This window comes from Streptomyces sp. NPDC027189 (assembly GCF_055566975.1).
Map to the genome: position 1 here is coordinate 190020 of NZ_JBVHRI010000011.1, position 14942 is coordinate 204961.

At 71.1% G+C, this 14942-nt stretch carries 14 protein-coding genes and 1 pseudogene; 3 read left to right on the top strand and 12 right to left on the bottom strand.

Annotated elements, in window-relative coordinates; genetic code table 11:
* Positions 1-250: 250 nt before the first annotated feature.
* Both ACZ4RZ_RS26260 and ACZ4RZ_RS26265 read right to left on the bottom strand, forming a co-directional pair.
* Positions 251-1471, bottom strand: coding sequence for an acetyl-CoA C-acetyltransferase (locus tag ACZ4RZ_RS26260; protein ID WP_467748087.1), 1221 nt, complete (start codon positions 1469-1471; stop codon positions 251-253).
* A gap of 380 nt (positions 1472-1851) precedes the next feature.
* The gene (locus ACZ4RZ_RS26265) at positions 1852-2871 is read right to left on the bottom strand and encodes an SGNH/GDSL hydrolase family protein (RefSeq protein WP_467748089.1); all 1020 of its coding nucleotides are present in this window, start codon (positions 2869-2871) and stop codon (positions 1852-1854) included.
* A 143-nt stretch (positions 2872-3014) separates the two neighbouring features.
* Here ACZ4RZ_RS26265 and ACZ4RZ_RS26270 point away from each other — a divergent pair, with 143 nt between their 5' ends.
* Complete coding sequence (locus tag ACZ4RZ_RS26270) at positions 3015-4409, top strand: cystathionine beta-synthase (protein ID WP_467748091.1); 1395 nt, start codon at positions 3015-3017, stop codon at positions 4407-4409.
* A gap of 390 nt (positions 4410-4799) precedes the next feature.
* Here ACZ4RZ_RS26270 and ACZ4RZ_RS26275 read toward each other — a convergent pair whose 3' ends face one another.
* The 6 genes and pseudogenes from ACZ4RZ_RS26275 to ACZ4RZ_RS26300 form a co-directional block, all read right to left on the bottom strand.
* Positions 4800-5237, bottom strand: a complete 438-nt coding sequence (locus ACZ4RZ_RS26275; RefSeq protein WP_467748093.1) for a hypothetical protein — start codon at positions 5235-5237, stop codon at positions 4800-4802.
* Between the two features lie 10 nt (positions 5238-5247).
* Complete coding sequence (locus tag ACZ4RZ_RS26280; RefSeq protein ID WP_467748094.1) at positions 5248-6873, bottom strand: SulP family inorganic anion transporter; 1626 nt, start codon at positions 6871-6873, stop codon at positions 5248-5250.
* Between the two features lie 361 nt (positions 6874-7234).
* The gene (locus ACZ4RZ_RS26285; protein WP_467748096.1) at positions 7235-7921 is read right to left on the bottom strand and encodes a carbonic anhydrase; all 687 of its coding nucleotides are present in this window, start codon (positions 7919-7921) and stop codon (positions 7235-7237) included.
* A 103-nt stretch (positions 7922-8024) separates the two neighbouring features.
* A pseudogene (locus tag ACZ4RZ_RS26290) lies at positions 8025-8309 on the bottom strand (cytosine permease); the annotation flags it as partial.
* 39 nt (positions 8310-8348) lie between these two features.
* Positions 8349-8849: a cysteine dioxygenase gene (locus ACZ4RZ_RS26295; protein WP_467748098.1), complete on the bottom strand. Its 501-nt coding sequence runs from the start codon at positions 8847-8849 to the stop codon at positions 8349-8351.
* Positions 8850-8892: 43 nt separating this feature from the next.
* Entirely contained in the window at positions 8893-9783 is an 891-nt protein-coding gene (locus tag ACZ4RZ_RS26300; protein WP_467748099.1) for an amidohydrolase family protein, read from the bottom strand.
* Between the two features lie 187 nt (positions 9784-9970).
* Here ACZ4RZ_RS26300 and ACZ4RZ_RS26305 point away from each other — a divergent pair, with 187 nt between their 5' ends.
* Positions 9971-10975, top strand: coding sequence for a LacI family DNA-binding transcriptional regulator (locus ACZ4RZ_RS26305; RefSeq protein ID WP_467748100.1), 1005 nt, complete (start codon positions 9971-9973; stop codon positions 10973-10975).
* Positions 10976-11100: 125 nt separating this feature from the next.
* Positions 11101-11451, top strand: a complete 351-nt coding sequence (locus ACZ4RZ_RS26310) for a DUF1330 domain-containing protein (protein WP_467748102.1) — start codon at positions 11101-11103, stop codon at positions 11449-11451.
* A 94-nt stretch (positions 11452-11545) separates the two neighbouring features.
* Here ACZ4RZ_RS26310 and ACZ4RZ_RS26315 read toward each other — a convergent pair whose 3' ends face one another.
* The 4 genes from ACZ4RZ_RS26315 to ACZ4RZ_RS26330 are packed head-to-tail and all read right to left on the bottom strand — an operon-like array spanning position 11546 to position 14845.
* Positions 11546-12478, bottom strand: a complete 933-nt coding sequence (locus ACZ4RZ_RS26315; protein ID WP_467748103.1) for an ABC transporter substrate-binding protein — start codon at positions 12476-12478, stop codon at positions 11546-11548.
* 14 nt (positions 12479-12492) lie between these two features.
* A complete protein-coding gene (locus ACZ4RZ_RS26320; protein ID WP_467748243.1) occupies positions 12493-13164 on the bottom strand; it encodes an ABC transporter permease in 672 nt (223 codons plus the stop codon).
* A complete protein-coding gene (locus ACZ4RZ_RS26325) occupies positions 13164-13805 on the bottom strand; it encodes an ABC transporter permease (protein WP_467748105.1) in 642 nt (213 codons plus the stop codon). Before ACZ4RZ_RS26325 ends, ACZ4RZ_RS26320 begins: the two co-directional genes overlap by 1 nt.
* Positions 13802-14845: an ABC transporter ATP-binding protein gene (locus ACZ4RZ_RS26330; RefSeq protein ID WP_467748107.1), complete on the bottom strand. Its 1044-nt coding sequence runs from the start codon at positions 14843-14845 to the stop codon at positions 13802-13804. Before ACZ4RZ_RS26330 ends, ACZ4RZ_RS26325 begins: the two co-directional genes overlap by 4 nt.
* Positions 14846-14942: the final 97 nt, after the last annotated feature.

The window sequence follows — 14942 nt, forward strand, 5'->3', positions numbered from 1 at the left end:
CCCCCGACTTCCTACATCAGCTTGAAGGGCGGACTATCGAGCTGTCAGTGCGTAATGTCACGAAAGGGACAGGACGTTGGCCCTGATGTTTAGCCGCGCAACGCCTCTGACCTGCGAAAACCCCTCTCTGGAGGGAGATAGGTCACATCTTGGGGGGGATTGGATCACAAATCGGCCCAGAGTCCCGGTGGTTACTGGGCCCTGGGCCGATTCGGTCACGCTGGGTTCAACTGCGGTTACCCGTACGGGACTAGCTGAGGCGCTCGATGACCATCGCCATGCCCTGGCCGCCGCCGACGCACATCGTCTCCAGGCCGAACTGCTTGTCGTGGAACTGGAGGCTGTTGATGAGCGTGCCGGTGATGCGGGCGCCGGTCATGCCGAAGGGGTGGCCGACGGCGATGGCGCCGCCGTTCACGTTCAGCTTGTCCAGCGGGATGTTCAGGTCGCGGTAGCTCGGGATCACCTGGGCGGCGAACGCCTCGTTGATCTCGAACAGGTCGATGTCGTCGACGGTGAGACCGGCGCGCTGGAGGGCCTGCTTGCTGGCCTCCACCGGGCCGAGGCCCATGATCTCGGGGGAGAGGCCGGTGACGCCGGTCGAGACTATGCGGGCGAGCGGGGTGAGGCCCAGCTCGCGGGCCTTGGTGTCGCTCATGATGACGAGCGCGGCGGCGCCGTCGTTGAGCGGGCAGCAGTTGGCGGCCGTGACCATGCCGTCCGGGCGGAAGACCGGCTTCAGGCCCTGGACGCCCTCCAGGGTGACGCCGGCGCGCGGGCCGTCGTCCTTGCTGACGACCGTGCCGTCGGGGGTGGTGATCGGGGTGATCTCGCGCTCCCAGAAGCCGTTCTTGATGGCTTCCTCGGCGAGGTTCTGCGAGCGGACACCGAACTCGTCCATGTCCTGGCGGGTGACGCCCTTCAGGCGGGCCAGGTTCTCGGCGGTCTGGCCCATCGCGATGTACGCGTCCGGGACGAGGCCGTCCTCGCGCGGGTCGTGCCAGGTCGAGCCCTCGGTCTGCGCCACGGCGGCGGTGCGGGCCTCCGCCTCGGCGAAGAGAGGGTTGTGGGTGTCCGGGAGCCCGTCGGAGGTGCCCTTGACGGACCGCGACACCATCTCCACGCCGGCCGAGATGAAGACGTCGCCCTCGCCCGCCTTGATGGCGTGCAGGGCCATGCGGGAGGTCTGGAGGGAGGAGGAGCAGTAACGGGTGATGGTGCACCCCGGGAGGTGGTCCATGCCCATCTGTACGGCCACGATGCGGCCGAGGTTGTGGCCCTGCTCGCCGCCGGGGAGGCCGCAGCCGAGCATCAGGTCGTCGATGTCCTTCGGGTCCAGCTCGGGGACCTTGGCGAGGGCGGCCTGGATGATCGTGGCGGTCAGGTCGTCGGGGCGTACGTCCTTCAGGGAGCCCTTGAAGGCGCGGCCGATCGGGGAGCGGGCGGCTGAGACGATCACGGCTTCGGGCATCACGGCTCCAGGTAAGAAGGGGCGGCGCGGAGCGCCTCGTTGAGGGGTGACGGTCGGGCGACGGGTGGGAGTACGGGGAGGAATCGCTGGGCTGAGTGGGAAGTTACCCGGACGTACCCGCGAGGTCACCGCTATCGGTGTGTGACTCCGGCCGCACTTTTCTAAGCGCTTGCTTTTCTCTGACAGGGGCGCCACTGGGGGGCTGGGGGGCGGGGGTGTGGTTTTCGCCACCTTCGCCCCTACCCGTCCCGTTCCTTGGGGGCTCCGCCCCCAAACCCCCGCCAAGGGGCTGTGCCCCCTGGACCCCCATCGGCCTTGACGGCCTCGTCCTCAAACGCCGGACGGGCTGAAACCAACCCGTCCGGCGAAGCCCCCGGCGGTCACGTGGACGGGGCCGGAGCCGGGTCCGTGGCCGGGAGACGGCGGCGCCGGCGGCGCTTCAGGAGGGCCCAGGGGCCGCGCGGGCCCGTGGGCATGGCGGCGGTGACCTCGGTGCCGGGCTCCGCCGCGGCCTCGGCGGCCGCCCGGGCGACCGGCAGGAAGCCCTCGTGACGCGAGACGTCCGGGCGCTCCTCCTCCGCCGGCCAGAGACCCAGCGCCGCGCAGACCGTCGGGAGCACCGCCATCGCCGCCGTGGCGTACCCCTCCGCCGAGGGGTGGTAGTTGTCGGGCCCGAAGAGTTCGCGAGGGTTGGCCTCGAACTCGGGGCCCAGCAGGTCGCCCAGCGACACCGTGCGGCCCCCCTGTTCGACCGTGCCGATCGTCTGCGCGGCGGCCAGCTGGCGGGACGCCCGCCGCGCCAGCCACCGCAACGGCTGCTGGACCTGCTCGACCGTGCCCAGGTCGGGACAGGTGCCGACCACCACCTCCGCACCGGCGGTGCGCAGCCGCCGTACCGCCGAGGACAGATGACGCACCGACCGCGTCGGCGGCATCCGGTGCGTCACATCGTTCGCGCCGATCATGATCACGCAGACGTCGGGCACTCGCGAGGTGTCCGCGAGGGCGAGCGCCACCTGGCGGTCCAGGTCGTCCGACTGGGCCCCGGGCAGCGCCACGTTGCACAGCTCCACCGGCCGCTCGGCCACCGCGGCGAGCCCGGAGGCCAGCAGCGCGCCCGGCGTCTGGCGGGCCCGGTGCACGCCCTGGCCCGCGGCTGTGGAGTCGCCGAGCATGGTCAGGCGGAGCGGTGGCTCGTCAGGACCCGTGTACGCGTAGCCGTACAGGCCGTCCGCGCGGGGCGCGTGACTGTGTCCGTTGCCCACATGGCGTTTCGCCAGCTGTACCTCGGCCAGCAGCAGCCCGACGGCGGCCGCCCCGACCAGGCCGATACCGCCGCCGCCGTACGCCGCGCCCGCCGCGATGCGCCGGGCCACCCTCGCTCTCGACAAGCTCGACATCCGTCGCCGCCACCTCCTCGTAGCCGTACAACCACTGCTTGCCCCGTCGACCAGGTCAGCCAATCTCAACGGCGCGTGAACGGTCCTCCAGGGCCTTAGGCTGACGGGACCATTCCTGTTGAAACGCAGCTCCGGAGACAACGGTGCAATTCCACGACTCGATGATCAGTCTCGTCGGCAACACCCCGCTGGTGAGGCTCAACAACGTGACCGGGGGCATCCAGGCGACCGTCCTGGCGAAGGTTGAGTACTTCAACCCCGGCGGCTCCGTGAAGGACCGCATCGCCCTGCGCATGATCGAGGCCGCGGAGGAGAGCGGCGCCCTCAAGCCGGGGGGCACGATCGTCGAGCCGACCAGCGGAAACACCGGCGTCGGTCTGGCCATCGTGGCGCAGCAGAAGGGGTACAAGTGCATCTTCGTGTGCCCCGACAAGGTGAGCACCGACAAGATCAATGTGCTGCGCGCGTACGGCGCCGAGGTCGTCGTCTGCCCGACCGCCGTCGACCCCGAGCACCCGGACTCGTACTACAACGTCTCCGACCGGCTCGTGCGCGAGACGCCCGGCGCCTGGAAGCCCGACCAGTACTCCAACCCCAACAACCCCCTCTCGCACTATCACTCCACCGGCCCCGAGCTGTGGGAGCAGACGGAGGGGAAGATCACCCACTTCGTGGCGGGTGTGGGGACCGGCGGGACCATCTCCGGCACCGGGCGGTACCTCAAGGACGCCAGTGACGGAAAGGTCCAGGTCATCGGCGCCGACCCCGAGGGGTCGGTGTACTCCGGCGGCTCCGGGCGGCCGTATCTCGTCGAGGGCGTCGGCGAGGACTTCTGGCCGACCGCCTACGACCGGACCGTCGCCGACGAGATCGTCGCCGTGTCCGACAAGGACTCCTTCCAGATGACGCGGCGGCTCGCGAAGGAAGAGGGGCTGCTGGTCGGCGGCTCCTGCGGCATGGCCGTCGTCGCCGCGCTGCGGGTCGCGGAGCGGCTGGGCCCGGACGACGTCGTGGTCGTCCTGCTCCCCGACAGCGGGCGCGGCTACCTGAGCAAGATCTTCAACGACGAGTGGATGGCCGACTACGGGTTCCTGGAGGACTCCGGCCCGAGCGCGCGCGTCGCCGACGTACTCAACGACAAGGCCCCCGGCGCCATCCCCTCCCTTGTCCACATGCACCCGGACGAGACCGTCGGCCAGGCCATCGAGGTGCTGCGCGAGTACGGCGTCTCGCAGATGCCGATCGTCAAGCCGGGCGCCGGACACCCGGACGTGATGGCCGCCGAGGTCGTCGGGTCCGTCGTCGAACGCGAGCTGCTCGACGCGCTGTTCACCAAGAGGGCTTCCCTCGAGGACCCGCTGGAGAAGCACATGTCGGCGCCGCTGCCGCAGGTCGGCTCCGGCGAGCCGGTCGGCGACCTGATGTCCGTGCTCGGCAGCGCCGACGCCGCGATCGTCCTCGTCGAGGGCAAGCCCACCGGCGTCGTCAGCCGCCAGGACCTGCTGTCCTTCCTCGCCAAGGGTGGCGCCAAGCACTAGCGATACGCCGGGAGGCAGGAAGAAATCTCCTGAAGTACCGCCATGGACAGGGATCTTCCGGCTGTTTCGGCGGGGAACTTCGCGGAAGTGGTACGAGCGCGTCACGTCCGCGCAGCACACGCTTAACACGGGTCCGGCACATTAGTGGGTGTCGGCAGGGCGGGAGCGGCTCCCCGCCCCGGCCGACACCGAAAACGGCGCCAAGGACCTCCGGAGCGGCTCCCGGACCTCCATGACGCCAAGGGCGCGCAAGCCCGGCCCTGACCCGGCCCGCGTCCCTCGCGGGGACCGCCGTCGTCCCGCCCCCCGGCAACGGGGGTGCGGCGGTCCCCGCGCAACACGTGAAATGGGCCCGGCACCTGTGAAGGTGCCGGGCCCATTTCACGTGTCCTACTCTTCCCAGTCTGAGGCGGGTGACCGGTCTTTGCGGCGGCCGAAGATGTTGGGGGACTGCCGCGCGGCCTGCACCACGTTGACCCCGACGATGCCGCCCCAGGCGACCAGCAGGCCGGGCAGGTGCGCGACACCGCCGCCGATCGCGGACAGCGGGATCGCGAGGACGAGCGAGACGATCCCGAAGCCGAAGCGCTCGCCGAAGGAGTCGGACGACTGGGGTGACCGCGAGCCCCGGGCCACCACCATCTGCTGCTCGGCGAGCTGGCGCCGCACCCGGCGGTCGACCGCGCCGTCGAGGCGCTGCTCGACCTTCTCCAGGAACGAGTCGACCAGCGCGGACTCGTACTCGTCGCCCAGCTCCCTGCGCGCGTGCAGGGTGGCGTCGAGTTCCTTCTTCAGTTCGGCGTCGCCGCGGGCTTCCATACCGGTCATGGTGCTTACGTTAGGGAGCCGAGGCCCCCGAGGCACTGGGGATAGCCCCCCTGTTGGAACTGGGCTGCGCCCCCGACGGCAGCACCCCGAGTGACTCCAGGACCCTGCGGTGACCCCGTTCGACTCCGGTGATGCGGACCTCGATGCCCCGGCCCCGCAGATCCCCCACCGCGTCCTTCAGCGCCAGCGCGCCGGTCGCGTCGACCGCCGTCAGCCCCGACATCCGCAGGTCGACCGCCGACACCCCGTGCACATCCGCGAGGCTGCGCCGGAAACGGTGCGCCGCGGCGAAGAGCAGCGGCCCGTCGAAGCGGTACGTGACCTCCGCGCACCCCGGCCCCTCGTCGGCGGCGGCGGGGGTGAGCCGGCTGCCCCGTACCGCCGCGCGCAGGGCGAGCAGCACGGACACCGCAAGGCCCAGCAGCACCGCCCGCACCAGGTCGAGGGCGAGCGTCGCGAACGCGGTGAGCGCCAGCACGAGGGCGTCCCCGCGGGTGGCGCGCGCCATCGCCCGTACGGCGTCCGTCTCCACCATCCGTACGGCGGTGGCCAGCAGCACGCCCGCCAGCGCGGCCAGCGGGATCCGTGCGACCAGCGGGGCCGCCGCCGCGACGATTCCGGCCAGGATCACCGCGTGCGTGAGCGCCGCGAGACGGGAGGCCGCGCCGGTACGGACGTTCACCGCCGTACGCGCGATCGCTCCCGTCGCCGGTACGCCGCCGAACAGCGGGGCCGCGAGGTTGGCGATGCCCTGGCCGAAGAGTTCCTTGCCGGGGTCGTGGCGCTCACCCGGGCGCATGCCGTCCGCCACGGAGGCGGAGAGGAGGGACTCCAATGCGGCGAGGGCCGCGACCGCGGCGGCGGGCGCGAGAAGGGACGGCACACGGTAGACGTCGAAGAAGGCGAGGGAGGGAGCGGGGAGGGAGGCGGGCAGACTGCCGATCCGGGTCACACGCAGCCCGAACCCCTCCGCGACGAGGGTCGCGGCGGCCACGGCGACGAGGGAGAAGGGCACGCCGGGCTTCCAGCGGGCGCCGGCCAGCATCACCGCCGCGGCCCCCAGCGACAGCGCGAGCGCCGCCCACTGCGGGGCCCGCCCGAACTCCTCCGCCGCCCGCGCCGCGACCGCGGCGACCTGGTCGCCGCCCGGCACGGGCACGCCCAGCGCCGAGGGCACCTGCTGCAACGCGATCACACACGCGATGCCGACGGTGAATCCCGCGATCACGGGAGCGGGCACGTACGCCATCGCGGCCCCGGCCCGCGCGAACGCGAGCGTCAGCAGCATCACTCCGGCGATCAGCCCGACGGTCAGCACCTCGTCGGCGCCGTACTCGTGCACGATCGGCACGAGCACGACGGTCATCGCCCCCGTGGGCCCACTGACCTGTCTCGCCGAACCACCGAACAGCGCGGCCAGCGCCCCCGCGACGATCGCGGTGGCCAGCCCGGACGCGGCCCCGAGCCCGGAGGTCACCCCGAACCCGAGCGCGAGCGGAAGGGCGACCACGGCGACCGTGAGCCCGCAGAGGAGGTCGCGCCGCGGGGCGCGAGTCATGGAGAGGAAGTCGGCGGGAGCGGGGAGGACGGAGAGGGCCCGGGCGAGGGCGGGGGCGAGTGCGGGGGATTGCTTCATGGGGGGTGTGGCTTCTTCGCGTGGGGAGTGGGTGAGTTGAGGGACACACCGCGCCGACACCGGAAGCGGCAGCCACCGGGTTTCGGCTGTAGGCGCGGTTTCCGCGACGGCGCGCGTTTCGGTTGTGGGCGCGGTTTCCGCGACGGCGCGGGTTTCGGCGCGGCCGGTGGCATCCGCGACGGCTACCGCTGTGGGCGCGGACGTGGCAGCCACCCCGCTACCGGCTGTGGGCAGTCGTTCCGCAGGGCGGAACGGGTGGGCACAGCCGGCAGCGCCGGGTGCCGCTGAAACAAGGGCTCATGGCAGCAAGGGCACCCCGCAACATGGGCACCCCGCAACATGGGCACCCCGCAGCAAGGGCTCACGGCAGCACGGCAACCCGCCCGCTGTCGAGATCGAACCGCGCGGCGGCCACCGTGGCCGAGGCAAAGGCAGGGTCCGCCCGGATGGCGTCCCGCACCCACCCCGCATGGGCCCGCACGGTGAGATCGGCCCAGTCCCCGGGCAGACCGCAGGTCCGCCGAGCCGCAGGCGTGATCTCTTCCACCAAAAGCCGGAGATGCCCCGGCACGGGCGCCCCGTCGCGGAGATGCGCGAGCGTCGCCGCGACGGCCCCGCACCGCTCGTGCCCCAGCACGAGCACCAACGGAATGTGCAGCACCTCGACCCCGTACTGGACGGACCCGAGCACCGCCTCGTCCAGCACCTGGCCGGCGGTCCTTATGCAGAGCAGGTCCCCGAGCCCCTGGTCGAAGACCAACTCGGGCGGCACACGGGAGTCGACGCACCCGACGACGACCGCGAACGGATGCTGCTCGGCGGCGAGGACATGCCGCCGCGCGCTCCCTTCGTGCGGATGACGCGGGCGCCCGGCGGCGTACCGCCGGTTGCCCGCGAGCAGTTCGGCGAGGGCCCCACGGGCGGTCGTCGGATGCGGATGCGGAGGTAGGTGTGGATGTGGATCCGGCGCGGCGGCGGCCGAAGCGGCCGGGGTCGCGGTGAGCGCGGCGGTGGTCGCCGCAAGAAAGGCCCTGCGGTTCGAGGGCATGACGCTCCCTCAGGAGTTGTTCGTGTAGCGCTCATTCACCGTACGCACATGAACATTCACCCTGAGTGTCCGTTTAACGACACTTGGTTGATTCGTCGTCAGATCATCGCCGCGGCGATACCGGTTCTTGATCGGGATCCGGCGCATACGCCGTCCGCTCCGGGATGTGCGCCGTGTTGCGCCGTGCGACCAGCCAATACAGCAGTGCCGGTACGGCGAGACCCATGATCCACGACACATCCGCACCGCCCAGCGGCTCCACCAACGGGCCCGTGCAGAGGCTCGTCGCGAGGAACGGAAACTGGGCGAGCGGCCCCGCCGCGTACACCCCGAGCGCGTCCCAGCGCCACGCTCCGTAGCGGCCGTTGGGGTCGGAGAGCGCCGGGACAGTCAAAAGGCGGTTGCCGAGTGGGGTGCATGAAGCATTTCAGGCGACCGGAGTGTCCAGCGGCCGCAGTTCGTCGGCGTACGAGACGGAGATCCGGCGCATCAGGCCGTCGTCGGTGATGTCGTACTGGCCGAGGCGCCACAGCGGCGGCGAGTACGCGTGGATCGAGACCGTGTCGTCGGTGGCGCCGGTGAGGCGGTGGATGTGCTCGGGGCCGAAGCAGAACGAGTCGCCCGCGCCGACGGTGACGGACAGGTGGCTGCCGCCTATGCGCGGGTTGGACTCGTTCAGCGTGCCCTGGACGACGGCGACCGCGCCGGAGGAGATGTCGTGGTCGTGCCAGCCGGTGTCGTTCTGCCGGGTCCAGCACAGCAGCCAGACGTCGACGTACTCGTCGCGGTACAGGGACGCGTAGTGCCGCTCCTCGTCGGAGAAGGCGACCTGTTCGCGCCAGAGGTCGGGGCGCACGGCGAGATCGTCGACGAGTGCCTGGAGTTCGCGCTTGTCGAGCGTGCGGTCCGGCAGGGCCTCGTACGTCATGGATGGCTCCTCTCGTGTCGTGTCGGCAGCGTGGCGTGGGCTGTCAGGGGTGGCCGTGCAGCAGACGGGCGGGGTTGGCGGTGCGCAGGGCGTGGACGGCGGCGTCCGCGCCGAGGTCGGGGATGACGGGGGGTGCGTAGGGGCGGTCGCTGCCGCTGACGACCACGTCGATGCCGACGGCCCGGACGAGCGCGTCCACGGCGCGCGTTCCGTAGGACGAGGTCTCGTAGAAGGCGTCGAAGTCGACCTCGCCGCGTCCTCCGCCACGGGCCGCGAACCGCTCGCCGTGCAGTGGGGCCAGGCCCGCGAGCGCGGCGAAACAGACCCGCAGGCGCGGGTGCCGGGCACGGCCGAAGGCGCGGAAGGCGAACCAGGATGCGTGCATCTGGTGGAGGTAGGGGACCAGGGCGGGCCACCACGGCGGGGCGTCGGGGGTGGGCGGGGCGGCGCCCGGGTGGACGAAGAGGGGTTTGTCGTGGCGGGTGAGGACGTCGAGGAGGGGGGCGCAGCGGTCCCAGCCGGTCGCGTCGAGGAGCGCCGTGGCGGGGAGTTGGAGACCCGCGCAGCCGCGGCTCAGCTCGCCGGCGACCGCGTCCGGGTCCGGTGCCGTCAGACAGGGCGAGGCCCAGACGCCGAAGGGCGCGGGGAGGGTCAGGGCGCCGTCGTGGAAGGCGGTCAGGAGTTCCCCGGCCTCGGTGGGCGGCAGGTATTCGATGCCGAGCGGGCTGGACAGGGAGACCAGGGCCAGGTCGAGGCCGTCGGTGCGGGCGAGCTCGGTGCGGGCCGCGATGTCGTGGTCGGCCGGGTCGACCTCGTAGGGCGGCTCGCCCTGCAGGTGCAGGGTCCAGCCGTCGAGGTACGGCGGCGTGGTGCGGGCGCGCAGCAGCTCGATGAAGGCGGGCGGCCAGATGTGCTGGTGGACGTCGGTGGGCACGCGGTGGTCCTCGGGTCTTCGGGTCCTCGGTCTTCGGGGAGGGGTGGTCTGACTGGTCTGAGCGTGGTTAACCGCTTCACTTATGCGGTTAACTTAAGCGGTTAACAAGCCCTCCTGTCAACCGTGCTCCATGGAGCGGACGGCGCCGCATGCCCACAATGCGGACGGGCCCGGTAGGCTTCCCGGCATGGCCAGGCCCAACAAGCGCACCACCCTCCGGGAGGTGGCCGAGGCCACGGGCCTCTCCACCGCCGCCGTCTCCTATGCCCTGCGCGGCAAGCATGTCTCGAAGGAGACCGAGGAGCGGGTACGCAGGGCCGCCGCCGAGCTCGGCTACGAGGCCGACCCCATCGCCCGCGCCCTCGCCAGCGGCCGCACCAGCATGGTCGGCGTTCTCGCGGGCGACCTCCAGGACCTGTGGCAGCAGCAGCTCATGGCCGCGATCGGCCGGGAGCTCCTTGCCGGCGACCGCTACGCGCTGATCCTGGACGCGGGCGGCGACCCCGACCGCGAGCTGGCCCTCGCCAAGCAGCTGCGCGACCAGCGGGTCGACGCGCTGCTGGTGTCCCCCGTCAACCCCTCGGCGGAGGGCTGGGCCGCGATCGCCGACGCCCTGCCGGTGGTGGCCGTCGGGGACTCGCTGAGCGCCGCCCGCACCGCCGGGCAGGTCATCTTCGACAACAGGGCCGGCATCGACGCCGTACTGGAGTACCTGCACGGCCTCGGCCACCGCCGGGTCACCGTGCTGACGCCGACCCGCCCGAGCACGCCGGACCGGCCCGCCGACGTATACGTCCGCGAGGCCGCCGACCGCCTCGGCCTCCGGGCCGAACTGGTCCCCTGCCCGCAGGAGTTGGGCGAGGCGACCCTGGTGGCACGGCGCGTCCTGGACGGCGCGCGCCCCGCGACGGCCGTCTTCTGCTTCTCCGACTCCCTCGCGTACGGGGTGTACGCGGCCGCGGCCGAGGCCTCCCTCGAAGTCGGCCGCGACGTCTCCGTGGTCGGCTTCGACGACCACCCCGTCTCCCGGGTGCTCACGCCGCCGCTGACCACCGTCGACTGGGGGCTGGCCGAGATCGCCGCGGAGGCGGCTCGGCTGACCGTCGCGGCGATCGAGGGGAAGCGGGTACGGAAGAAGCGGATTCTCTGCGCGCCTCGGATGAGTGAGCGGGGGTCGGCGGTGCGGGTGTAGGGGCCCGCCGACTCGGCCGGGGCTTACCCCGGAGGTAATCGACCGCGCTCCCTCGGGACGGCAGGCTTCATGGCAACCGTTCCGGCACCGCCGACCCCGGGATGTCACCCACCGAAGGAGGGCCCATGTCCGCGTACGCCATATGCAACCTGTTCCCGACCGGCCTGAACGAGGACATCCTGACCTACATCGAACAGGTCCAGGACACCTTCGCCGCGTTCGGCGGCCGGTTCCTCGTCCACGGCACCCGCGCCGAAGTGGTGGAGGGGGAATGGCCGGGCGACATCATCGTCGTCGAGTTCCCCGACATGGACAGCCTCAAGGCGTGGTACGCGTCTCCCGCGTATCGGGAGATCCTGCCGCTGCGCAAAGACCACATCGAGGGCAACCTGTTGTTCGTGGACGGCGTCGCGGCCGACTATGACGTGCGGAAGACAGCTGCGGAGCTCAGGGCCGCGATGGCGCCGGGCCGCTGACTCACCCCGGCGCCGCCCCCGAAGTCCCACGGTCTTGTCCTCGAGGAAATGCCGGACGGGCTGAAACACCTTGAACCGCCCGGCAGTTCGACGCTCACGCCAGCTTCTTCCCCTTCAGCCAAGCGCTCGCGACCTCGTCCGGGTCCTTCTTCTCCTTGTCCACCAGGCGGTTGAGCTTGGTGAGTTCCTCGGAGGTGAGGACGTTGCCGAGGGTCGCGAGGGCCTTGCGGACCTTGGCGTCGGCCTTGCGGGAGGCGATGAGGGGGACGATGTGCTGCGACGGGATCAGGTTCAGGGGGTCCGTCAGGACCACCCAGCCGTTCTCGATGACGTCGACGTCCGTGGTGAAGACGTTGGCGACGTCGATGTCGCCCTTCTTGAGGGCGCCCTTGACCAGCGGGCCGGAGGAGTCGAGGGACTTGAACTCCTTGAACTCCACGCCGTAGCGGTCCTTGAGGCCCACGACGCCGACGACGCGCTTCTTCATCTCGGCCGCGGCGCCGAGGATCAGCTTGCCGTTGGCCTTGCGCAGGTCGGCGAGGGAGGTGAGGCCGTACTTGTCGGCGGTCTCCTTGGTGACGGCGAAGCTGTCGCGGTCCTCGGCGGCGGCGTACGGGAGGACTTCCAGGCCGCCGGGGAGGACGGTGGTCAGCGTGTTCTGCATCGCGCCCGCCTCCGTGTCCGTGGCCTTCTCGTCCAGGTAGAGGAGGAGGCTGCCCTGGTACTCGGGAAGCAGGTCGATGTCGCCGCCCTTGAGCGCGGGGACGACGATCTCGCGCGAGCCGAGGTTGGGGCGGACCTTCGTCTTGACGCCCGCGGCCTCCAGTACGCCGGCGTACAGATAGCCGAGTATCTGGTTCTCGGTGAAGTTGGCGGTGCCGATGGTCACGCCGCCGGCGCTCGATCCGGAGCCGCCGCTGCCCGCGTTGCCGGAGCCGTCGAGCGAGGTGATGCCGCTGCCGCAGGCGGCGAGGGCGGGGACGGAGGCGGCGGCGAAGAGGCCGCCGAGCAGAGTCCTACGGTTCATGGTTCTTCGGCTCCTCAGTGGGCTGCGGTACGGCGGTGGCGGAACAGGTAGCGCTGGAGTCCGGCCAGCGCCAGGTCGAGTACGACGGCGACGATCGCGACCAGGGCCGCGCCGCCGAGGACCTGGACCAGGTCGCGCTGGGCCAGGCCGTCGAAGACGTACCGGCCCAGGCCGCCGAAACTGACGTACGCGGCGATCGTGGCGGTGGACACCACCTGGATCAGGGAGAGGCGCAGGCCCGTCATGATCAAGGGGAGGGCCAGCGGGATCTCCACCTGGAACAGGACCTGGTGGCCTCGCATGCCCTGGCCGCGCGCCGCGTCCTTCACCTCGGGGTCCACGGCGCTCATGCCCGCGTACGTGTTGGTGACGATGGCCGGTACGGCGAGGACGACGAGGGCCACGTACACCGACCACAGGGACAGGCCGCTGATCAGGAAGACCAGGACCACCAGACCGACCGTGGGGAGCGCGCGGCCGAACGACGAGAGGTTGATGGCCAGGAACGCGCCCTTGCCGGTGTGGCCGATCAGCAGGCCCAGCGGGAGCGCGATGGCGGCCGCTATGAGGGTGGCGAAGAGGGAGTACTCCAGGTGCTCGGCTATGCGGTGCGCTATGCCGTCCGCGCCGGACCACTGGTCGCCGCTGATCAGCCAGCTGCCGAGGTTCTTGAAGAGTTCGTACATCAGGCTCGCCGCCTCGTCCACGGGGTGAGTACGTACTGGATCGCGACCAGCAGCGCGTCCGCGACCAGGGCCAGCAGCAGGGTCAGTACGACACCGGCGATGACCGGGGTCGGGAAGTTGCGCTGGAAGCCGTCGGTGAAGAGCTGGCCTAGGCCGCCGTCACCGATGTAAGTCGCTACGGAGACCAGAGAGATCGACATGACCGTGGCGATCCGGACTCCCGCCATGATCACCGGGAGGGCGAGGGGGAGTTCGACGGTCAGGAGGGTGCGCAGGGGGCGGGTGCCCATCGCCTTCGCCGCCTCCTTGGTCTTCGCGGGGACGGAGTCGAGGCCCTCGACCGTGTTCCGCAGGAGGACGACCAGGGAGTAGACCGTCAGGCCGATGACCGTGGTGGTGCGGGTCAGGCCGGACACCGGCAGCAGGAGAACGAAGATCGCGATCGACGGGATCGTGAACAGGACGTTCGAGAGGCCGAGGAGGAAGCCGCGCAGCGGGCGGACCCGGTGGGCGACGACGGCCAGCGGGAGGGAGATCAGCAGGCCGAAGAAGACCGCCGAGAGCGCGGCCTGGAGGTGGGAGAGGGTGAGCGTGGTGAGGTCGTCCGTGTGGTCGCCTATCCACGACCAGTCGATGGTCATGCGGGCACGCTCGCTTCCGTGTGGGCGCGGCCCGCGTGCTCGTGGATGTCGTCCCGGGACGAGACACCGGTGAGCACTCCGGCCGCGTCGACCCGGGCCACCAGGCCGGTGGGCGAGGCGATCGACTCGTTGAGGGCCGCCAGCAGGGAGTCGGTGTCCTTCAGCGGCCGTACGGGGAGTTCTGTGCTCTTCGAGGACGTCGACGCCCAGTGCAGCGGCTTGCGGGCCTCGTCGAGGACGAGGGTCCAGGCGCCGCCCTCGGGGGCCGGGCCCTGCGGGAGGTCCGCGAGGGACTTCAGCGAGAGCAGCTTGAGGCCGCGCTCGGCGCCGAGGAAGTCCGCCACGAAGTCGTCCGCCGGGTGGGCCAGCAGCTCCGCGGGCGTCGCGCACTGCACCAGATGGCCGCCGGTGCGGAAGATGGCGATCTGGTCGCCGAGCCGTACCGCCTCGTCGATGTCGTGCGTGACGAAGACGATGGTCTTGCTCAGCTCCTTCTGGAGCCGGAGCAGTTCGTCCTGGAGCTGGGTGCGCACCACCGGGTCGACCGCGCCGAAGGGCTCGTCCATGAGGAGGACGGGCGGGTCGGCGGCGAGCGCGCGGGCGACGCCGACGCGCTGCTGCTGGCCGCCGGAGAGCTGGTGCGGGTACCGCTTGCCGGCGTCGGCGGCGAGGCCGACGGTCTCCAGGAGCTCGGCCGCCCTGGCCCGCGCCTTCTTGCGGCCCCAGCCGAGGAGGAGCGGCACGGTGGCGATGTTGTCGAGCACCGTGCGGTGCGGGAAGAGCCCCGACTGCTGGATGACGTAACCGATCGAGCGGCGCAGTTCGGCGGCGTCCTGCTCCAGGACGTCCTTGCCGCCGACGCGGATGGTTCCGGAGGTCGGATCGACCATCCGGTTGATCATCCGAAGGCTGGTCGTCTTACCGCAACCGGAAGATCCGACGAGGACGGTCACACCGCCCTCGGGCATCTCCAGGGAGAGGTCGTGGACTGCGGTGGTGCCGTTGGGGAAGCGCTTGTGGACCGTGTCGAACTGGATCATGAGGTGTCCCTTGCCCGGTCTGCATATCGTCATGCAGAGTTCTCTGTATCTGAATAGGTTGTCAACGGTCCGGCGTTAATCGCTCGTTACTTATGAC